Here is an 18,402-nt window from a genome sequence, read left to right on the forward strand (position 1 = left end):
AACGTCTATGAATGGCTGGAAACGCCCGGCCACCCTGCTTCTGACAAGAAGGCGTTCATGGTAAGGGAAAAAGACTGCATATTCTGCATTGCATGCGAGAACGTCTGCCCGCCCCAAGCGGTAAAGATATTCACGAAGAGCTAGCCTCCACATTAATATTCCAATCCACGTTAACACTAGCGTTGGCTAGATTCCGCGTCGTGGCGACCGGCGGGTCATTTGACGAGATACACGCAGGGCACATCGCGCTCCTAGCCAAGGCGTTCGAGGTTGGCGACACTGTCATAATCGGCGTCACAAACGACGAGTTTGGCGCAGCCCACAAGGGCAAGAAACTAAACCACGATTTTGATAGGCGTGTCGAAAACCTGAAACGGGTCATCGCTGGCGAGTTTGGCGACGTGAAATTTCAGATAGCAAAGCTGGACAGCGAGTTTGGGCCGGCAGTCACCACCGGCGACGTGGGGGCGCTTGTTGCCAGCGCCGAGACGCATGCAAAGGGCTCCAAGCTCAACGAGATCCGCAAGAGGAGCGGCCTGGCGCCGGCTGAGATAATAGCCGTCGAAATGGTAAAAGCAGAAGACGGCCTGCCCATCTCATCGACTCGAATCCGTGCAGGTGAGATAGACAGGGACGGCCGGTTGTTAAGAGCAAAGCAAGACAGGCTCAATAATCTTTGATTACCGGGATTTTATCTTCCACCGCGCAGTGATTGACGGAATGTTCCCGGAAACCCCCATAGAATTTGCAGAGAACAAGATTGTCGGCACAGTCAAGGGCCTGAAAGAAGGCATGGACCCCGACATACTGGCCTACTGGTACAAGCGCATCGAGGACAAGTCAGTGGAGCTCGTGCCGGAGCACCTCAAGGACAAGGTGCACTTTGAGCAAGATAGGGTGCTGTGGATGAAGTTCAAGATGGACGTGTCAAAGAGGGCTGTGCCCTACGTGATGAACGCTATTGAAGAATACATGCCCATGATGCCCTACTCGACCGGCCTTTATTTCAGAAAGGTGCAGGAGATCCTAACGGAAGAGATGAACAAGGACCTGCGTTAGTCCTTCACGACGATTTCTGTCATGGTCCCGGCAAAGTCGCTTGAAAGCACGGTTGTCCTGCCGGCGGCGATGTTTTTCAAAAGTGCTTCGAGGAGCTCGGCATTTTTCCTATCCTTCATCACGACTGCGTGCGACGATTTGTCCTTCAGCTTTATCACGACTTCGCTGTCGACGACTGCGGCGACGTCGGTCAAATACACGGCGCCGTCCTTTTGCACCGACACGAGCGCGGCCAGTTTCTCGGCCTCGTAGCTCCCGTCGCAGTAAAACCGGAACTTCATGGCTCTATCGGCTGCTCGTCGTACATGAATTTTGAGACGACGTCCTTTGCCTTTTCGCGCCTCTTCTTGAACTCTGCTATGAACGGGCTTGCTCCCTTCGACAGGTCGGCCTTGCACTCGCCGCAGAGCAAATTGCCGCTCCGGCACTTTAGCAGCCGCTCGTCCGACTGTTTTTCGGTGTCGAAAAAGTATCGCAGGTACCAGAACACAGGACATCCTGTAGGGTTGCCGCCTAACTGCCTCTGTAGCGACACGGTGGGCTGGCCGCCTGTGAAGGCAAGGGACGTCTTTTTCTCGACGACTTCAGGTTCGTCTGTGGTGAATATCGCCGTCTCTGGTTTTGACGACGACATCTTGCCGAGCATCCCAAGGCCGGGGAGGAACTTGCTGTGTATTTGCGCCGGCTTGTAGTAGCCCATCCTGTCGGCGACGTCGCGGGTGATGCGCCAGTAGGGGTCCTGGTCGATTGCGGCAGGTATTAGCACGGGGACGTTCCTGCCCTCTATGACTGACGGAAGAAAGCACGGGGCGGCCTGCACCGGCGGGAAGCCGATCATGCCGATGTTAGTCGAATTGGTAAAGCCAAACGCGGCCTTGGCAGTAGAGAACGTTATGCGCTTGGCAATCTCCGTCGCAAGCGGGTACAGGTACTGTATGTGCTTCGTGTCAACTATAATCTTCGTTTTTTTGGGGTTAAAGCCTATGGCTATTATGTCAAGTATGTTCTCGTACGTATATCGTTTCGTCTCCTCGCGCGTCCTGTCCTGCCCGTACAGGAACTTTTCGTCGTCAGTTATCTGGAAAAGCAGGTTTGAGCCGAACTTGTCCTGCAAGTACTTTGCGAATATCCACGGCATGACGTGGCCCATGTGGACCATCCCGGAAGGCCCGCGGCCGGTATAGAGGTAAAAGTCCTCGCCCTTTTCCTTTTTGTCAAGCACCCAGTCAAAGTCGCGGTGGGAAAAAAAGTAGCCCAGTTTTAGCATCGGATGGACCTCGCTGGTCATCTTCTTCACTTTTGACAGGAGCGCCGGCGTTATGGGCTGCGTGCCAAACTTTTCCACGAGGCGGCCGTAGTCGATGTCGCCCTCGACCTCCCACGGCGTGACCGTAAAGTTGCCCTTTTCTGCGCCTTCGTCCGCGGGAGAAGACATGATGCAAAGACATCGCGCTAACGTTTAAAAACTCTTCCCACCTGACAACCCTGAACAATGAGTAGCGACGCCACGGCGCTCCACCCGATAGAAAGGTCCATTCTAAAGGCGCTGGCACAGAGAGAGCAGGCTTCTTTGGAGGGGCTTGCCGGAGCCGCAGGGCTGTCGGCGGACCAGGCCCGACGCGGAGTCGAGTGGCTAAAGTTCAAGTGCCTGATAACAGTAAGCGAGTCGTCCACTTTTGTGGTGTCGCTTGACGCGGAAGGCAAGGATGCAGCGCAGTTTGGCCTCCCGGAAAGGAGGCTCGTCAGGGCCGTCAGGGAAGGCAAGGACACTATGGCAAAGGTGCTTGCAAGCGGCATGCTCAGGACCGACGAGGTAAACGCGGCAGTAGCAGGCGCCAGGCGCAACCAGTGGATAAAGTTTGGAGATGGAGGCACCATAACCCCGACCCAGGCTTCGCAGTCGCCGGAGGAACTCGCGCTAGCAAGGCTTGCGAGAGCAAGCGCGGACGAGTCGCACCTGACAGACCAGGAAAAGGCGGGCCTTGCGCTTTTGAAAAAGAGGCCCGGCTATATCGCTACAAGCGAGCAAAAGAAAACGCGCATATCGATAACCGACGCGGGCAGGGCTATTCTGCCCACCATCGAGGCTGAAAAGGCGCAGGAGCGCCGGCTAAGCCCTGACATCATCACGTCCGGCAGGTGGAAAAATGTAGAGCTCAGTACGCTTGACGTCGAGGCACCCGCGCCGGCCGTGTTTGCTGGGAGGCGTCACCCACTCGTCGACATCATAGAGGAGATCAAGGAGATCTTTGTCGGCCTCGGGTTTTCAGAGATTGACGGGCCGATTGTTCAGTCGGGCTTCTGGAATTTCGACGCACTGTTTACGCCGCAGGACCACCCTGCAAGGGAGATGCAGGACACCTTCTACATTTCTGGTCAGAGGCAGGCTATCCCGGCAAGCAAAGAGCAGATAGCAAGGGTGTCTGCAGTGCACAAGGGCGGATGGGGTGGCTGGGACAGCAAAGAGGCAGGGCGCCTGGTGCTGCGCACCCACACGACGCCGGTCACACTTCAGCACCTTGCATCGCAAAGCCCCGAGAGCGCGAGGCTCTTCTCTATAGGCAGGGTGTTCCGCAACGAAAAGGTCTCTTACAAGCACCTGGTCGAGTTCCACCAGGTAGAAGGCGTCGCGACCGCACCAAGGGCGTCTTTGCGCGACTTGATGGGCCTGCAAAAAGAGTTTTACGCGCGCATGGGGATAAAGAAGGTCAAGTTCTGGCCGACGTTCTTTCCATACACGGAGCCGTCGCTTCAGAGCATGGTCTACAACGACAAGCTGGAAAAGTGGGTCGAGCTGTTCGGCATGGGCATATTCCGCCCAGAAGTAACAAAACCGCTTGGCATCAAAAACCCGGTGCTTGCGTGGGGCGGAGGCCTCGAGCGCATCGCGATGCTTCGCTTTGGACTTGACGACGTTCGGGACCTTTACGGCAACAAATTATCGTGGCTCAGGAGCGTGCCAAGATGCCAGTTGTAAACGTGACGCTTGAGAGGCTCAAAAAACTCGTGCCCGGCGTCAGGGTTGACAAGGCTTTGGAGATGCTGCCGTTTGTTGGCCTTGACATAGAGAGCGTCGACGACGGCGTTGTCAGGGTCGAGTACAACCCGAACAGGCCGGACTTCTCATCCGATTATGGCATCGCAAGGGCGCTTGCAGGGCTGCTTGGCAAGAAGACGGGCGCGCCAAAATTCAGAATAGCCGGCAAGAGCGGCATTTCTATCAGGGTTGACAGGAGGGTTAAAAACATCAGGCCGTTTGTGGTGGCGCTTGTCGCCAAAAACGGCAGGCTAGACGACGAAGCGATAAAGCAGATAATACCCATGCAGGAAGACCTGCACAACGGGCCGGGCAGGCGCAGGAAAAAGGCATCGATTGGCATCCACAACCTCAATGTCGTCAAGCCGCCAGTGAAATACACGGTGGTTGCAGGCAGCCATTCGTTTGCGCCGCTTGGCAGCAACGAAAAGATGACTGTAGTGCAGATCCTGCAAGAAACGCAAACCGGCCGGGAATACGGCCACCTGCTTGCAAAGGGCAAGTACCCTGTGATAATCGACGGCAGGGGGACGACGCTTTCCTTCCCGCCAATCATCAACGGCGAGGCGACCAAGGTCGATGCAAAATGCAGGAACTTGTTTGTCGAGGTGACTGCAACTGACAAAAAGGCGGCAGACGACGTGCTTGCAGTCATGGCAATAACGCTTGCAGACGCGGGCTTTGAGATAAGGTCTGTAACCATCAGCAACGGCAGCAGGCGCGATACTCCGGAAATAAAGCCGGCAAAAATGTCGGTGGACGCAAGGTACGTCAACGAAACCCTCGGTCTCGAACTGTCGCCGGCGCAGATGATCGCCTGTTTGAAAAAATGCAGGCTCGACGCCAAGGCTGCAAAGAGCAGGATAACCTGTACAATCCCGCGCTACCGCACGGACATCTCCCACTCTGTTGACCTTGCAGAGGAAGTCGCCATAGGCTACGGCCTGTACAACATCGAGCCGTCGTTCCCGGCTTCGCCTTCTGCCGGCCAACGCTCGACCATGTCGGCGCATTTTGACGCTGCAAGGGACACGATGGCCGGCCTTGGCATGATAGAGGCGTTCAACTTTTCGCTCTCAAGCAGGCAGGTGCAGTACGAGCTTGCTGGTAGGACACCGGAAGGAGTGGTGCTTGGAGTGGACGGGAGTAAGAGCGCCGAACACGACGTATTAAGGGACTCTCTTGTCCCGTCGCTCTTGCAGTCGCTTGCCAAAAACGTGCACGAAGAGTACCCGCAAAAGCTCTTCGAGATAGGCAAGGTTTTCAGGAAAACCGGTGCTATAGAGGAATCATGGCGCATTGCAGCAGTAGTCGCGCACGGCGAGGCCGGCTACACGGAGATCAAGTCGGCGATGCAGGCGCTCGTGTCGGCATTTGGAATGCAGCTCACGACAAAGGCGTCGCAGTACCCGCTCTTTATCAGGGGCAGGTGCGCTGCTGTAATGCACCGTGACAAGCGGATAGGCATCATAGGAGAGGTGACGCCCCTTGCAATCGACAGCTTTCGGCTGAGGGTGCCCGTGGCGGCGTTCGAGTTAGACCTGTCCACCCTGCTCGGGTAAGGAAAAGCCACAAATACCAAGCAGCCGTACTATAGACACCCCGTTTAAAGAGCACGCAGAGGAGCTAACGGCTAACCTATGAGCGCGTGTGAGTCAGAAACGGGGCACACAAATTTATATCCACAATGACGCAAGTCTGAATTATGTCGCAGGACGGCCAGAAAGAGGAGAGAAAGCCAAAGGCAATAGCATTGCTGTCAGGCGGCCTTGATAGCAGCCTTGCAGTCAGGATGATGCTCGAGCAGGGAGTTGACGTCGAGGCTGTCGCCATAAAGACGCCTTTCTGCGACTTTGATTGCGGCAAGGGCTGCGGCCACCGTGTAAAGGAAGTAGCAGATGAGTTGGGAATCAGGCTCAAGACGGTGTATTTTGGCGAGGAATACCTGCGCATGTTGAAGGACCCCAAGCACGGCTACGGCTCGGGGATGAATCCGTGCATCGACTGCCGCCAGATGATGTACGGCGCAGCCAAGGAGCACATGGAAAAGACCGGCGCGGATTTCATCATCACTGGCGAAGTGTTGTTCCAGCGCCCCATGAGCCAGAACGACCGCGCGCTACACATCATCGAAAATGAGGCGGGTCTCGAGGGCAAGGTTCTTCGCCCGCTGTCGGCAAAGCACCTCCCGCCGACCGACGCCGAAAAGTCGGGACTCATAAAGCGCGAGAACATGGGCGACATTAAGGGCAGATCGCGAAAAGGCCAGCTGACGATGGCAAAGCACTTTGGAATTCAGGAACCGCCAAACGCCGCCGGCGGTTGTCTGTTGACGGACCCCGCGTTTTCAAAGCGTATAGAGGACGCGATGGAGCACGCAGCCGACATCCCGTCGATAAACGACATTGAATTATTGAAAGTTGGAAGGCACTTCAGGCTGAGGCCGAGCGTAAAATTAGTGGTGGGGAGGAACAAGGATGAAAACGAGGTGATGCTGGCGCTGATCGAAGATGCTGATGTCTTCCTGGAGGTCAAAGACTATGTGGGCCCAAGCTGCATTCTGCGCGGGAAAAGTGACGACGCGGCCATTGCAATGGCAGCGTCAATAGTTTTGCGCTATTCCGACGCGCCAAAAGATGCACAGTCGGCAGTCAGGATAAGGATCGGTGAGGCTGAAAAAGTGGTCAGCGCGTCGCCGGCGAACAACGACTGGCTAGAAAACATCAGGATTTAGCCCTCGGAACAGCAGATCGGCGGTTTAAAGCTAAAATCGACTACCCGGTGAACGAGAATTGACCAGCTAGACTATTGAGAGCTACCTGTGAATCAAGCTGCACCTCAACAGATGACGGACAGATCGACTACTAACCACAAGCCGCCTGTCTACTTGAAGGCATTAACACTACGGGACGTGAGTGACATCACCGCCATCAAGGAGGACATAAAGAAGCACATGATCGTCATCCTCCGCGTCACGCCGCTTGCGCAAAAGGATGTCGAGGAGCTGCGCAAAGTTGTCGAGGACCTTTATGCTTACGCGCAGGCGATAGGCGGCGACATTGCGCGCCTTGGCGAGGAAAGAATCGTCCTGACGCCTCCGGGCGTCAAGGTCTGGCGGGGCGCGTACGACCTAAAGTAGCTTTACGGCTTCTTGCACCAGAGGGTGCTGCGTCTGTATCTTGAATATCTTGTTTATCGAGCTTGCCAGGTTCTGTGCCTTTGGCCGCTCGCCGTGGTTGACAAGAACCCTGCGCAGTTTGGGCCGGAGCCGGCTGACGTAGGCCATCAGCTGGTTGTAGTCGCTGTGGCTTGCAAACCCGTCGATGCGCTCGACGTGACAGCGCACACCTACAGACTCGCCGTCCACGGTCACCTGCGTTGCTCCGTCCTGCAGCATTCTGCCGGGAGTTTCCAAAGCCTGGTACGATGTCAGTATCACCTTGCTTGTTGGGTCGCCTGCCAGCTGTTTGAAATAGCGCATGGAAGGCCCGCTAGCGAGCATCGACGAGGGCGCAAGTATGACTGCCGGCTCGCCCTGCTTTATCTCGGCAAATTCGACAACTTCAAACTTGGCGCCAAAGGGACTTTCTTCCGACTCGCCCATGCGCGGCCTGAGCTCCCTTGACAAAAACTCGACATATGTTTCATAGACGGCAGTCGCTTCGGAGATTATCTTTTCTACCATTATTCTTGACGGCGGTATCCTGCCGGACCGGCTCATAGTGTCAAGCACTAACAACAACTCTTGCGAAATACCTGCGGCAGGCACAGGCAAAAGCACGCGGCCGCCCGTGTGCACCGCGGACATGATAGCGCGGGCAAGGTGGGCCTCGGCCTCCTCCCGCGGGCAGGAGATGTCCTCCTTGCCTCCAAACGTGCTCTCTATTATCATGGTCTCGACCCTGGGAAAGTTCCAGGAGGCGTTGTCAAGCGAGAGGGTCTTGCCGAACTTCAAGTCGCCCGTGTAGACGAGGTTGTGGCCGCCGTTTCCGATGTGCAGGTGCGCTGAAGCAGAGCCGAGTATGTGACCCGAGTTTGATAGCACCAGCTTTACGTCCGGCGATATGTCAGTCACGACGCCGTGCGTCAGCGGGATGGTGTGTACGAGCGCCTGCTCGACGTCCCTTTCAGAATAAACCGCGTTTGTGGTGCGCTTTACATAGTCGCGCTGCAGTATCCCCATCAGCATCATTGTAGGCTCGGTGCAGTACACCGGGCCGGCATAGCCGTACTTGAAGAGCGTCGGCAGGAACCCTGCGTGGTCCATGTGCGCGTGTGTTATCATGACTGCGTCCACCTCGTCCATGCCGACGCCTGCAACGTCGAGGCGCGGGAACGCCAGGAGGGAGTCTTTTGCAGTCTCGTTTATGCCGCAGTCAAGCAGGACTTTGCTTTCCGGCGTCGCCAGGAGCATGCACGAGCGCCCCACCTCGGCAAACCCGCCAAGCGTCATCAGGCTCGCCTCCGCCGAGTCCCCGAGCCTGTTGCGGAATATCTTGTCGCCCACTTCGCGGTAAAAGCGCGTGCGCTCTGCAACGGTCTCGCCAAGCACGCGGTGGGCGTACTTCACAAACTCCATGCTCCGTGGGGCCCTGCGCACCTTGACGCGCCAGCCTGTCTTTTCTGCAAGGTCAATGTTGTCAAATTCCTCGCCGGTCTGGGCAAGCAGCGAGGGCTTTTTCGCAAATACTACCGCCTCGCCAAGCACTGGGTCAAAGAACGTGCCCGCGACTCCGGCCTCGGCAGGTATCGATTTTGAAATAATCTCGGCAGACTCCTCCTGCGGCTTGCGTATCGACTCATCCGTCCTCACGACGATACGCTTCTTTATCGTGTTGACCATGTTAGATACGAGCTGGCTGTTCTGCATCAGGTAGGAGGGGTTTTTGGAGTAGAGCGCAATCTTGGGGCCTTCGTACTCTATCTTTGTCAGCGCTGCCTCCTCCGGCAGACTCTGGAGTATCACTGCCATTATGTTCTGGCTTGCAGGTTCTTGGTACGGAGGTTTACGCTGCAATATTCAATCACTGGTAGCGGCGTCACACTATAACGTAGATGTGAAGTCACGGGTAAGTTAGCCGGAGCCGGTATTAAATATTTGTATAATTACTGTGGCGGGTTATTTTTATAAATAGAAGGCCGGCTTTACGTACCATGGCAAAGTCGGCGATATGGATAGCCGCGGTTGGTGCAGCAGTAGCGGCCGTGCTAGTAGTGGCATACATGCCCGACATCTTTTTCCCGCCCAAGGAGAGCGTGCCACAGCTGTTGACAGGAGGACAAGTACAGCACGAGTTGGCGGTAGGCGAGGAAGGATCTTTCAGAGGGCTTGCCAGAGGCGGCAAGCTGCCGTACCAGTTTGAATGGGCGTTCCCTGACGGCTCTATTGTGCGCTCGATGAACGCAACTCACATATTCCCGTCTCCGGGCACGTACGAGGTCACGGTTTCAATAAACGACGGCAGCGGGCAGTCGGGGCACCATTCGTTCACGATAGAAGTCTCGCCGGCCCAGTAAGTTGAAATATCAACCAGCTATACTGGGTGTTGGTTTGGAAGACATAGGTTCCGGCGCAAGGGGCTCGAAGAGATTTGGCGGCCCCCGGCCGTTCAAGCTTGCTCCTGTCAAGGTCGGAGAGGAGTACGACGTCATGATAGAGTCGATGAGCAGGAGGGGCGATAGCGGCGTTGCAAGAATCCAAGGGCTCGTGGTTTTTGTGTCGGGCGCGAAGATGGGCGACTCGCCGAGGATAAAGATAACGAAGGTCGGCAGTGGTTTTGCGGCGGCACACGTTATAGGCAAAAGCGGCATCGGGTCGCTTGAAGGCGAGGCGGAGACATCGGGTGACGTTGACGAGTAGGAGTCTCAAGATGGTCTCTCCACCCCCGCACCTCATGGAACTGCCCAGAAAGATAATGATAGGCGACGGCGTAGTGTCCGATGTCGGAGCGCTATTGATGTCGCTTGGCGCCGGCGCGACGGACGTTGCAGTAATCACCGGCGCAATAGTGAAAAAGAGGGCGGGCAAAAAATGCGAAACGTCGCTTGACAAGTGGTCGATTGCAAGCAAGTGGCACCTAGTGAGCGACGCGTCGATGGCTACCGTGGAAAAACTGCACGACAAGATAAAGAAGGACGACCCGGACTTTGTCGTGGGCTTTGGCGGCGGCCGCTCTGTAGACGTCGCAAAAATGACTGCTTTCAGCCTCGCAAAGCCATTTCTGAGCGTGCCCACATCCGCTTCTCACGACGGCATTTCCAGCCCCTTTGTTTCCGTGAGGGGTACTGACAAGCCACACTCCATCAAGGCAAACACGCCGATTGGCGTCCTTGCCGACACGCATCTGATGTCGCAGGCGCCGCCGAGGCTTTTGGCAAGCGGCTGTGGAGACTTGGTGGCCAAGATAACCGCGGTCAAGGACTGGGAGCTTGCCCGCGACGAGGTGGGCGAGTACTTTGGGTCGTATGCAGCAAACCTTGCATACATGTCGGCCAAGATAATACTAGACGAGTCGGAGAAGCTAAAACGCAAGGACAAGTTCAGCGTAAGGACTATTGTTGAAGCATTGATAAGCGCCGGCGTCGCTTCCTGCATCGCAGGCAGCAGCCGGCCGTGCTCTGGCGCGGAGCACCTTTTCAGCCACGCGCTCGAATACGTCGCAGGCTCTGATTGCGGGTTGCACGGCGAGCGCGTCGGTCTTGGCACCATAATGATGGCCAAGTTGCATGGGCTTGACTGGGAAAAGGTCCGACATACGCTTGAGAACATGAGCGCGCCCACCAAAGCAAGGCAGATTGGGTTGACGGAAAAGGACGTGGTGCAGGCGCTTGTCAAGGCGCAGTCTCTCAGGCCGGACCGCTACACGATACTGAGCAAGGTCAGGCTTGACAAAGAGTCTGCAAGGGCGCTTGCAAAGTCAGTCGGCGTCATCTGAGCGCCGCGATTGTCGAGGATTTTCGGTGAGCAAATATTTTTTCAAGCTGCTTGTAAGCGTAGCCTTCAAACATCCTGCCAAGCAGTCCATAACGCAGCTCGAACAGTATTTCGTCAATGACTTCCGTTCCGCCTTCGGCCTGCCTGAATGCATGGGTGTGCTTCCATGTCTTGAACCGACCCTCAAGCATCTCGTCGACGTACACGTAAGGCTTCATTGACGTTATCTTGGAGTGCCACGCGCTTTTTATCACGAGGTTTCCCTCTATCCACGCTTCACCCCCCTCATGGATCTTGCTGCCCGTGCTGGACGTCAGCACCTTCAGACGCATTTGCGGAGGAGTGATGACTTCTAGGTGGCCGATGTCGGTGTAAAAGTTCCACACTTTGTCAATGTCTGCCGGGACCACAAAAGAATGCGAGAACTTTTTCAATGGCTGCAACAAGCATTCAGGCAGTTTTAGGTGTTTGTAAAATCAAAGGTGGGGAGGGGATTCGAACCCCTATAAATCCGCTCACTGCTTACGCAACTGCAGGCGAACGCATGGCCGCTCTGCCACCCCACCGCTGTCGATCATTCTTGGCGATTCTAATTTATACATTCTTGACAGAGCGCGCCTAGCCCAGAGCAGACATGAGACGCTTTGAAACTTAAATAACGACTCCGTTTATCAACGCCCATGTCCAGTTCAGGCTGGGACAACTCGCACCCACTGAAATTCAAGTGCACGTTTTGCGGCGCGTACTTCAAGACGGAAAAGGAAAGGCAAAAGCATGTAGAGGAGGTCCATTCTGACTATTAGATTCAAAACGCCAGGGAAAGCGCCGAGCGCGCCGCCAGTTTTGCGACCCGGACCGGCTCCGGTAGCGCGCCTTGCAGCGTAAACGCGTTGAGCACCGAGACGGCGCGCTTTTGAGTCAAGCCCCAGCAGCGTATGTAAAGATGCTTTCCCGTCTTCACCACCACACGCTCCCTGCTCCCGAGTTTTTCGTACTGCGCCAGCTTGCCTTGCCAGCTGTCGGGAAAGTGGTGCTTTATAGCCCTGTCCAGCCCCGGCGAGTCCTCAAACGTGACTGCGATTACCGGCAAGCCGGTTCTTGCAGACACTTTCTCGCCATCGATGATGTTGTACATGCTTATCACCAGCCCGTCGAGCACTATGCAGTTCACGTCGTCGCGCCCCAGCGACACGTACATCGACACTATGCTCTCAGTCGCGTCGTCGCCCCCTATTGTCGCGGTGCCAAATGCCATGCCGTCTACGACAAGGTCGCGGCGCATGACCACGCCGGCAAGCACTGACTCTACCGCGCCCTTTTTGAAGCTCTCGGCTACCGCAAAAACCCGCACCCCCTTTTTTTCAGAATGAACGCGCCGCTGGATGATGATCGTTGGCATTACGTTTTGATAAGCGTTATTGGATGATGCCCTTGCCTATTATCCGAGTGCTCGGGCTGTCAGGCTTTAACAGAACGCAGGCCTGCCCAAGCGCGTAGGCCAGCGGTTTTTCCGGCGTCATTTCCAGCACGTCGCCTGCCTGCTTTATCCGGACTGGCCTTATCTGCAGGCCGACTGCAAGCATGTACATCTGGTTCTCTGCAAGGTCGCCCTTGAAGAACGGGCTCTTCTCAAATTTCGACTTCAGCGAGCCTGAAGAGACCTGCATGGCTTCCTGCGCGCAGATGATGTCGCCCCGCGAGATGTCGGCGGCAGAGACGCCCTTTATCGCAAGTCCAACCCTTGCAGGGCTTGACGAGCTTTCCGCCGGGTCGTCGTGCATCTGTATCGACTTTACAAGCACACCCTTGTTCTGCGGGAGGATTGTCAGTTCGTCGTAGGGCTTGACCGTGCCCTGCTTTACCACGCCCAGGACGACTGTACCGACACCCTTGACGTCAAACGCGTGGTCGATAGGTATCACTACCGGGCCGGCGCGGGGCTTTGGCTGTACGTTGGCGACTTGCTGCTTCAGCTCGTCGACACTGTCAAGGAATTTGTAATTTGCAAGCGACGTGTTCTTTAGCAGGCCCTTTAGTTTCTCGCGGTCAACCTCGTACGAGTGTAAAATGAAGCCGTCTTTCATGCCGGCGTAGTCAAGGGCAAGTATCTGCTCGCCCAGGAATTTGTCCAGCTTTGCGACGTTCAAAATGGCGTACTCGGCTATGCCGACTGCCTGCAAAAGTGGCTGTACCTTGTCTGGGAATGTCAGAGGGGCGGTCCACGTGTATACGGTTTCTGCAGTCTTGCGGTCATAGATTGCAATGTCAGTCGCGGTGCCCTTCTTGCCAAGCTCGCCCGCTATGGTGTGGTCGCCCAGCACGACAAAATTGACGCTGTTCAACGCACCAGCTGGAAGGCCAGCCGGTATAATGGTTTACCGCGATGCAGCCTGATTTTTATTGGACCCAAGCCGCTAAGCGCCTGTGCCAAGGAAGACCATATACGGCAAGTGCCCCAAGTGCAAGACCAAGAGCGAGCTTGAGGTGGTAAGCGGAAACCCGGGCAGAGAGAAGTTCAAGTGCAACCAGTGCTACCACTCGTTTGGGATGGACGAGCTCTAGCGCTTATGCTTGGCCGTCCACTTCGTCCATAGTAAACACAAAGCGCGAGCCGGCGTACGTGTCTTCTGTGCCCTCCCGCTGCCAGGCGATATTGTATTCCTTCGTGACTTGCTTGCCGATTATCTTTATCGTAGTGGGCAGGTCGGTGAACAGCTTTTCCACTTTTTCCGGGTTTTTGGTCATCAAAACGGAGCGGCGGCGCTTCATCAGGTACTTCACGGCGACATTTCTGTGCACGTGGCCTTCTACCGGTATCTGTTCCTTGCCGGTGTCAATCGTGAACTGGCGCTTGGCCAACGGGTAGAAACGAAAAGCAGGCTAGAAAAGCTTTGTGGTTAACATTCTCAAGAGCGGAAACGGACCTTGATGCGTGGTATTTAAATTGCGGCAGGGCCAAGATGCGTTCATGCCGGCCTACGGTGGCAAAAGATTTCCAAGGGCAGCCCGCCGGGCCAGAAAGCCAATGCAGAATGACTGGGCAAAGGTGCCCAAGGGCAAGTGGCTCACGTGCACCTACGACAAATGTGGCCAAACCTGGCAGTACTTTGGAGGCCACAGCTGGGCCGAGTGCCCCGTCTGCCACACCACGATGAAGGTCGCAATCGCCCAGCGCAACTACAGGACTAGCTGACGAAAAACGAGTTCTCTCCCCGGGCAAGCGAGAGGTCGACCTTGCCGGATTCCCTGTCGTGGATTACCATCAAAGCCTCCTGTATCAGGTGCTTGCTTGCGAGGGTCTGCAGGTGAAAATTCAGCGTGTACAGGTCTGCAAACGACTCTGACTCGAGCACGTTCATGTTGTTGTCATACAGCTCTAGGCTTACTCCCTGCGGCCCCTTCTCTACCTTGGCAAAGTGCACGGGATGCCTTGCAGAGTAAGGGGATTTTAAATGCTGCCTTGAACCTTGCAGCGGCTATCCCGGTGGCAGTCATGGCCGCAAGCCCCAATGCGGCAAGTGGGAACTCGGGTAAGGCCCTTACGCCCTGGACCTGCACCTCGTGGTCGCCTGGAGGCACGAACATGTCCACCGAGACCGTCCTGCCGTCCATCGCTATCGACGCATTGTAGAGCTGCGCGTCCAGCAGCACGGCTATGGTCTGGTTCTGGTTCACCTGGGCAAACTTGAGGGCGAGGAGCGTGCCTGCAGGGTTGTATGGCGTTACGCCAAACGACAGGCTGTCAGTAGAGTTGTCGTAGCGTAGGCGGCTCACCTTTGACACAGTCTGCATGTTGTAGGCGATGAACTTGCCGTCGCCAGTCGGTATCGTGGGTATAGGCGCGTCGGGGTCAAAGCCGGCGCAGCTGTAGTACATCACTTGGTCTCTGACGGCGTCATCGGGCATCGCTGCAAATTCTGCGACTTGGCCCGGCTCGATGACAGGTATCACGTTGCTCCTAGACGAGTCCAGCTGGATCATGTCCTCGTCGTGCGCCGATGCAAAGACCGTCACGTTGTAGAACGGAAACGGGCCGGTGTTCGTCACCCTGCCCACGAGCATCTTCTCGTCTCCCGCTGCCATGTTAGAGTAATCGAATATAAGCGCATCGTAGAACGGCTGGTAGACCTGCTCTACGCTTGCGACGTAAGGCCTGTCCACGACCTGCAGGTCAGGGGCCACGCGGAACTTGAACGGCGCTCCCTTTTCCGGGAACATCACCCGGCCGTAAGGATCTTCCTGCAGCGTGGTTGTCGTGCTACCGTCCGAAACGTCAAGGGCCATGACCACGCTAATAGGAGCAAGGCCCTTGTTGTTCACGACGCCGATGACGTTCGTCATGCCATCGGCGTCCACGAACGTATAGTCGGAATACTGGATCTCTATGTCGCCGTTATCGGCGTAGGCAGAGGGGAATGCGATGAGAAGCGCGAACAGTACGGGCCATGCAGCCACATGCATGTTCGCGGATAGGAGTTTCGGCAATTTAAGCCTCTAGCCGCCCGCGTTCTCGCCGGAAAACGCCATGCTATCCTGGTATACGTTTATCAGCTCGTTTATCACGTCGCCATAGTCCACGTCGTGCCCCTTGGCGTGCATCATGTCGCCCATTACAGAGGATAGGCGCTGGTAGGTCTGGTCGTCAAGCGTGAGCGTCTTCATGGCTCACCGTTGCCTGCATGCAGGATATTTACTTTCAGGAATAAGGTGGCAGGGACAGTATATTTCCATGCAAATCTTGTAATATTTTCAATCCAATGCAGCGCGGCGGCAAATCTTGGAACTAGGTGCGGCGGGAGAAACCGCGCTGCTGCATGAAAGTAAGTTTTTTATGTTTCATTCCGGATATCCCTGCTTACCTTCTTTCAGTACACTCCTGCCTTGCCGGCTTGTCCCCGGCGGGCGAGGTTATTCTTCCATGACACCGTCTTTGCTATTTCTTGGTACTTCATTACTATCTTTAGGCCATGTTTAAATTCTTAGCCGTCATTAAGAATATGCAGTGGTATCAAAATGACTTACAAAATTATAGCTGGGAGTTTGATTACGTTCATTACGATCATGATATCGCTGAGCTTCATACCTGCAAGTGCAAGCCACGTTGAAAATTCGTGTGTAACTCAGAAATCAAATCCCCTTGTCATCAAATGCAGGAATGAAATTGCGGATGGTCAAGTAGTCCAAATAATAGACAGATCAGGTTCATTTGCCGGGAATTGTCTTTATGACACCAGCGAAAATGGTGCAAATTGGGATTTTGCGAAACAATCTCAATCAGTCGGTAATTGCGCAGAATCTCTTAGTTGGCCAAAATCAAGTGTCCAAGTAAAATGAACCCAACGTTTGAAAGAATTCTTCTCCGCACGGTTTAGTATCGTCAAGTAACAGGTTTTGCACTTTTCTATGGGATACCCAATAATCATCTAATAGCATGCTGCGCTTAAGCTGAAGCCATAATGACATAATAAGCGAATATGTTAGAAAGGCGTTAGGAATATGTCCCGAGCTGAAAGAAAACAGCGGAACTAACGAGTAAGCCATTTGGTACATGAAGAGAAACATAGAAGCTGGAAGGATAATCAAGATTTAGGAGAAAGTAAGTCTACAGCGGACTATCAGTGGCGTCACAAGCCCCAAGTAAAAAGAAAAAGCCAGTCTAGGGCATGAGGATGAAGGTTGGCAGCAGAGTACCGTCAATAATAGCTTTTGAACGGGTAGAGCATTCCAATCAATTGCATGTCACGACACTTCGTCTCGACGTGACAAGCTTCATTTCTCATAACATATCGCAAAATATATGAAAATCCTTGTGTATTTTAGAAAATCACAAAATTTTACTAGAATAAGATCCTATCTATGCTTTTATAGTCGCATGCTTCCAATAATAAAGACTCGAGATGGGTAAAACATTAACGCGGACTGTTTCAATGATTCTTGGTTTCTCCATGGCACTCTCCATCCTGTCAATTCCAAACGTTATCATGACTCCAAACAACCTGTCAGAAGGGAACAACCAGTATATCACTCAGTGGATGGAGAACGTATCTTCGCCCATTCTGCCAGAAGCTTCTGCTGTAACGCCAGCGTGTCCACCCGGCACCACTTTTAACGCTGCTACTAGTCAATGTGAGGCACCTCCAGACTGCCCTACAGGTACAGTCTTCAACGGCGCTACTGACAAGTGTGAGGCTTCTCCAACATGTTTAACGGGGAATTACAACACATCAACAGACCAGTGTGAAGAAATTTCTAACCCTATCTGTTTCAACGGCGACTTGAACACAGATACTGACCTGTGCGAAGAAACATTTTCACCTGAGTGTCAAAGCCCTAGTTTCTACAACACAGCTACAGACCAGTGTGAATTGTTTACATCAGCTTTCTGTTTTGATGGGGAATTGAACACAGATACTAACCTGTGCGAAGAAACATTTTCACCTCAGTGTCCATTCCCCAGCGAATACAACGGCACTACTGACCAGTGTGAAGACGAGAGCGGGCCCACTGGCGAAGATCCTTGTTTTGGTAGTACCCTAGACACAAATCTTGACCAGTGCGTACAAGCTGTAGGACTACCCGATTGTCCATTCCCCAGCCAATACAACGGCACTACTGACCAGTGTGAGTTTACTGGCCAACCTGATTGTTTTGGTGGTACCCTAGACACAAATCTTGACCAGTGTGTAGAGAACTTTGGTCCACCCGGTTGCTCCGTTGGTACTTATAATGGAACAACTGACCAGTGTGAAGAGTTTACCCCTGCGACATGTCCAACCGACACAACTTTGAACGGAACTACTGACCAATGTGAAGTTGCTCCTACATGCCCAACGGGTACTTCATTCAATTCAACAACAGACGTGTGTGCGCTGCGTATAGTCAACATTGACATCAAGCCAAATGATCCAAAGAATACCCTGAGCCTCAACAATGACAGGAGCATAAGGGTAGCTATTCTCGGCTCCTCAATCACTCCCGTTAACACTATAGACATATCTCCGCTATCCACGGATGCACCCAAGTTTGGAGGCTTTACACCCAGGTCTCCAGTTGGCGCCAGCTATTCCGATGTTAATGGTGACGGCCTGACTGACCTTGTGCTAAAGTACAATTCTAGCAAGAGCAATCCGTTAGGATTTGTGAGCGGCGATAACGAGGGCACTATCACTGGCAAGCTGCTAGATGGAACTCCGATAACTGGCTGCGATAACATAAGAATAGTAAGGTAGTTTCGAGAGCGGCTTGGGAATAGCTTGAGCCTTGTTTGACTCTACTCTCTACAAAATGGCTAATTATGTTCGTTAGGAAATAGAAACAATTTCGGACTCGGGCAAAGCAGTTGGGCGGTAAAGCGTTGGCCAGCTACCTCATG

23 protein-coding genes and 1 tRNA gene are annotated in these 18,402 nt (G+C 54.3%); 13 read left to right on the top strand and 11 right to left on the bottom strand.

The genetic code is table 11. From position 1 onward, the window contains the following. The first annotated feature begins 182 nt into the window (after nt 1–182). Complete coding sequence (locus tag VGA14_RS04150; RefSeq protein ID WP_331002486.1) at nt 183–680, top strand: pantetheine-phosphate adenylyltransferase; 498 nt, start codon at nt 183–185, stop codon at nt 678–680. A gap of 28 nt (nt 681–708) precedes the next feature. Next, on the top strand, nt 709–1,059 hold the full coding sequence (locus VGA14_RS04155) for a hypothetical protein (RefSeq protein ID WP_331002487.1): 351 nt from the start codon (nt 709–711) through the stop codon (nt 1,057–1,059). Here the strand turns inward: VGA14_RS04155 and VGA14_RS04160 are convergent. Both VGA14_RS04160 and VGA14_RS04165 read right to left on the bottom strand, forming a co-directional pair. Further along, entirely contained in the window at nt 1,056–1,340 is a 285-nt protein-coding gene (locus VGA14_RS04160) for a hypothetical protein (RefSeq protein WP_331002488.1), read from the bottom strand. The two genes, VGA14_RS04155 and VGA14_RS04160, sit on opposite strands and share 4 nt — an antisense overlap. Further along, entirely contained in the window at nt 1,337–2,494 is a 1,158-nt protein-coding gene (locus tag VGA14_RS04165; protein ID WP_331002489.1) for a tryptophan--tRNA ligase, read from the bottom strand. Before VGA14_RS04165 ends, VGA14_RS04160 begins: the two co-directional genes overlap by 4 nt. A gap of 57 nt (nt 2,495–2,551) precedes the next feature. Here VGA14_RS04165 and VGA14_RS04170 point away from each other — a divergent pair, with 57 nt between their 5' ends. From VGA14_RS04170 to sepF, 4 genes are all read left to right on the top strand, one after another. Beyond that, the gene (locus VGA14_RS04170; protein WP_331002490.1) at nt 2,552–4,036 is read left to right on the top strand and encodes a phenylalanine--tRNA ligase subunit alpha; all 1,485 of its coding nucleotides are present in this window, start codon (nt 2,552–2,554) and stop codon (nt 4,034–4,036) included. Beyond that, nucleotides 4,024–5,658 (top strand): phenylalanine--tRNA ligase subunit beta, encoded by a 1,635-nt coding sequence (gene pheT, locus VGA14_RS04175; protein ID WP_331002491.1) that lies wholly within the window; start codon nt 4,024–4,026, stop codon nt 5,656–5,658. Before VGA14_RS04170 ends, pheT begins: the two co-directional genes overlap by 13 nt. Before the next feature lie 143 nt (nt 5,659–5,801). Continuing rightward, entirely contained in the window at nt 5,802–6,830 is a 1,029-nt protein-coding gene (locus tag VGA14_RS04180) for a hypothetical protein (RefSeq protein WP_331002492.1), read from the top strand. 111 nt (nt 6,831–6,941) lie between these two features. Further along, nucleotides 6,942–7,235 (top strand): cell division protein SepF, encoded by a 294-nt coding sequence (gene sepF, locus VGA14_RS04185; RefSeq protein ID WP_331002493.1) that lies wholly within the window; start codon nt 6,942–6,944, stop codon nt 7,233–7,235. Here sepF and VGA14_RS04190 read toward each other — a convergent pair. After that, the gene (locus VGA14_RS04190) at nt 7,227–9,068 is read right to left on the bottom strand and encodes a beta-CASP ribonuclease aCPSF1 (RefSeq protein WP_331002494.1); all 1,842 of its coding nucleotides are present in this window, start codon (nt 9,066–9,068) and stop codon (nt 7,227–7,229) included. The two genes, sepF and VGA14_RS04190, sit on opposite strands and share 9 nt — an antisense overlap. A 182-nt stretch (nt 9,069–9,250) precedes the next feature. On the opposite strand from VGA14_RS04190, the gene VGA14_RS04195 reads away from it, so the two are divergent. The 3 genes from VGA14_RS04195 to VGA14_RS04205 are packed head-to-tail and all read left to right on the top strand — an operon-like array spanning nt 9,251 to nt 11,031. Then, nucleotides 9,251–9,613 carry a PKD domain-containing protein gene (locus VGA14_RS04195; protein WP_331002495.1) on the top strand — a complete coding sequence of 121 codons (363 nt, stop codon included), beginning with the start codon at nt 9,251–9,253 and terminating at the stop codon, nt 9,611–9,613. A gap of 34 nt (nt 9,614–9,647) precedes the next feature. After that, a complete protein-coding gene (locus VGA14_RS04200) occupies nt 9,648–9,956 on the top strand; it encodes a TRAM domain-containing protein (RefSeq protein WP_331002496.1) in 309 nt (102 codons plus the stop codon). After that, complete coding sequence (locus VGA14_RS04205) at nt 9,946–11,031, top strand: NAD(P)-dependent glycerol-1-phosphate dehydrogenase (protein WP_414690221.1); 1,086 nt, start codon at nt 9,946–9,948, stop codon at nt 11,029–11,031. Before VGA14_RS04200 ends, VGA14_RS04205 begins: the two co-directional genes overlap by 11 nt. Here VGA14_RS04205 and VGA14_RS04210 read toward each other — a convergent pair. Together VGA14_RS04210 and VGA14_RS04215 are read right to left on the bottom strand one after the other, a co-directional pair. After that, the gene (locus VGA14_RS04210; protein WP_331002498.1) at nt 11,024–11,464 is read right to left on the bottom strand and encodes an SRPBCC family protein; all 441 of its coding nucleotides are present in this window, start codon (nt 11,462–11,464) and stop codon (nt 11,024–11,026) included. The two genes, VGA14_RS04205 and VGA14_RS04210, sit on opposite strands and share 8 nt — an antisense overlap. A gap of 46 nt (nt 11,465–11,510) precedes the next feature. Next, nucleotides 11,511–11,596, bottom strand: a tRNA-Cys gene (locus tag VGA14_RS04215). A 114-nt stretch (nt 11,597–11,710) separates the two neighbouring features. Between VGA14_RS04215 and VGA14_RS04220 the strand changes: the two genes are divergently transcribed. Further along, nucleotides 11,711–11,833 carry a hypothetical protein gene (locus VGA14_RS04220; RefSeq protein WP_331002499.1) on the top strand — a complete coding sequence of 41 codons (123 nt, stop codon included), beginning with the start codon at nt 11,711–11,713 and terminating at the stop codon, nt 11,831–11,833. A gap of 2 nt (nt 11,834–11,835) precedes the next feature. Here VGA14_RS04220 and VGA14_RS04225 read toward each other — a convergent pair whose 3' ends face one another. After that, a complete protein-coding gene (locus VGA14_RS04225; protein ID WP_331002500.1) occupies nt 11,836–12,429 on the bottom strand; it encodes a DUF99 family protein in 594 nt (197 codons plus the stop codon). A 16-nt stretch (nt 12,430–12,445) separates the two neighbouring features. Continuing rightward, a complete protein-coding gene (locus VGA14_RS04230; RefSeq protein ID WP_331002501.1) occupies nt 12,446–13,372 on the bottom strand; it encodes an EF-Tu/IF-2/RF-3 family GTPase in 927 nt (308 codons plus the stop codon). Nucleotides 13,373–13,454: 82 nt separating this feature from the next. Here VGA14_RS04230 and VGA14_RS04235 point away from each other — a divergent pair, with 82 nt between their 5' ends. After that, nucleotides 13,455–13,592 (top strand): hypothetical protein, encoded by a 138-nt coding sequence (locus VGA14_RS04235; RefSeq protein WP_331002502.1) that lies wholly within the window; start codon nt 13,455–13,457, stop codon nt 13,590–13,592. A 3-nt stretch (nt 13,593–13,595) separates the two neighbouring features. Here the strand turns inward: VGA14_RS04235 and VGA14_RS04240 are convergent, their stop codons facing one another. Continuing rightward, the gene (locus VGA14_RS04240; RefSeq protein WP_331002503.1) at nt 13,596–13,889 is read right to left on the bottom strand and encodes a hypothetical protein; all 294 of its coding nucleotides are present in this window, start codon (nt 13,887–13,889) and stop codon (nt 13,596–13,598) included. Between the two features lie 85 nt (nt 13,890–13,974). Between VGA14_RS04240 and VGA14_RS04245 the strand changes: the two genes are divergently transcribed. Next, nucleotides 13,975–14,223 (top strand): hypothetical protein, encoded by a 249-nt coding sequence (locus tag VGA14_RS04245; protein WP_331002504.1) that lies wholly within the window; start codon nt 13,975–13,977, stop codon nt 14,221–14,223. Here VGA14_RS04245 and VGA14_RS04250 read toward each other — a convergent pair. Genes VGA14_RS04250 through VGA14_RS04260 form a run of 3 tightly spaced genes read right to left on the bottom strand, consistent with a single transcriptional unit; the run spans nt 14,216 to nt 15,692 of the window. Then, a complete protein-coding gene (locus VGA14_RS04250) occupies nt 14,216–14,452 on the bottom strand; it encodes a hypothetical protein (protein WP_331002505.1) in 237 nt (78 codons plus the stop codon). The genes VGA14_RS04245 and VGA14_RS04250 overlap by 8 nt on opposite strands. Then, a complete protein-coding gene (locus VGA14_RS04255; protein ID WP_331002506.1) occupies nt 14,397–15,491 on the bottom strand; it encodes a hypothetical protein in 1,095 nt (364 codons plus the stop codon). The genes VGA14_RS04250 and VGA14_RS04255 overlap by 56 nt, the downstream gene beginning before the upstream one ends. A gap of 33 nt (nt 15,492–15,524) precedes the next feature. Continuing rightward, complete coding sequence (locus VGA14_RS04260) at nt 15,525–15,692, bottom strand: hypothetical protein (protein WP_331002507.1); 168 nt, start codon at nt 15,690–15,692, stop codon at nt 15,525–15,527. A 1,265-nt stretch (nt 15,693–16,957) separates the two neighbouring features. Here VGA14_RS04260 and VGA14_RS04265 point away from each other — a divergent pair. Continuing rightward, on the top strand, nt 16,958–18,259 hold the full coding sequence (locus VGA14_RS04265) for a hypothetical protein (protein WP_331002508.1): 1,302 nt from the start codon (nt 16,958–16,960) through the stop codon (nt 18,257–18,259). Nucleotides 18,260–18,402: the final 143 nt, after the last annotated feature.

Origin of the sequence: Nitrososphaera sp. (genome assembly GCF_036397675.1) — an archaeon.
Taxonomy (GTDB): domain Archaea; phylum Thermoproteota; class Nitrososphaeria; order Nitrososphaerales; family Nitrososphaeraceae; genus Nitrososphaera.

What these genes read in the sequence shown, in the direction of transcription:
- VGA14_RS04220 (WP_331002499.1), top strand. Translation starts at nt 11,711, where the DNA reads ATGTCCAGTTCAGGCTGGGACAACTCGCACCCACTGAAATTCAAGTGC.
- VGA14_RS04180 (WP_331002492.1), top strand. Translation starts at nt 5,802, where the DNA reads ATGTCGCAGGACGGCCAGAAAGAGGAGAGAAAGCCAAAGGCAATAGCA.
- VGA14_RS04195 (WP_331002495.1), top strand. Translation starts at nt 9,251, where the DNA reads ATGGCAAAGTCGGCGATATGGATAGCCGCGGTTGGTGCAGCAGTAGCG.
- sepF (WP_331002493.1), top strand. Translation starts at nt 6,942, where the DNA reads ATGACGGACAGATCGACTACTAACCACAAGCCGCCTGTCTACTTGAAG.
- pheT (WP_331002491.1), top strand. Translation starts at nt 4,024, where the DNA reads ATGCCAGTTGTAAACGTGACGCTTGAGAGGCTCAAAAAACTCGTGCCC.
- VGA14_RS04160 (WP_331002488.1), bottom strand. Translation starts at nt 1,340, where the DNA reads ATGAAGTTCCGGTTTTACTGCGACGGGAGCTACGAGGCCGAGAAACTG.
- VGA14_RS04190 (WP_331002494.1), bottom strand. Translation starts at nt 9,068, where the DNA reads ATGGCAGTGATACTCCAGAGTCTGCCGGAGGAGGCAGCGCTGACAAAG.
- VGA14_RS04265 (WP_331002508.1), top strand. Translation starts at nt 16,958, where the DNA reads ATGATTCTTGGTTTCTCCATGGCACTCTCCATCCTGTCAATTCCAAAC.
- VGA14_RS04260 (WP_331002507.1), bottom strand. Translation starts at nt 15,692, where the DNA reads ATGAAGACGCTCACGCTTGACGACCAGACCTACCAGCGCCTATCCTCT.
- VGA14_RS04170 (WP_331002490.1), top strand. Translation starts at nt 2,552, where the DNA reads ATGAGTAGCGACGCCACGGCGCTCCACCCGATAGAAAGGTCCATTCTA.
- VGA14_RS04225 (WP_331002500.1), bottom strand. Translation starts at nt 12,429, where the DNA reads ATGCCAACGATCATCATCCAGCGGCGCGTTCATTCTGAAAAAAAGGGG.
- VGA14_RS04165 (WP_331002489.1), bottom strand. Translation starts at nt 2,494, where the DNA reads ATGTCTTCTCCCGCGGACGAAGGCGCAGAAAAGGGCAACTTTACGGTC.
- VGA14_RS04255 (WP_331002506.1), bottom strand. Translation starts at nt 15,491, where the DNA reads ATGCATGTGGCTGCATGGCCCGTACTGTTCGCGCTTCTCATCGCATTC.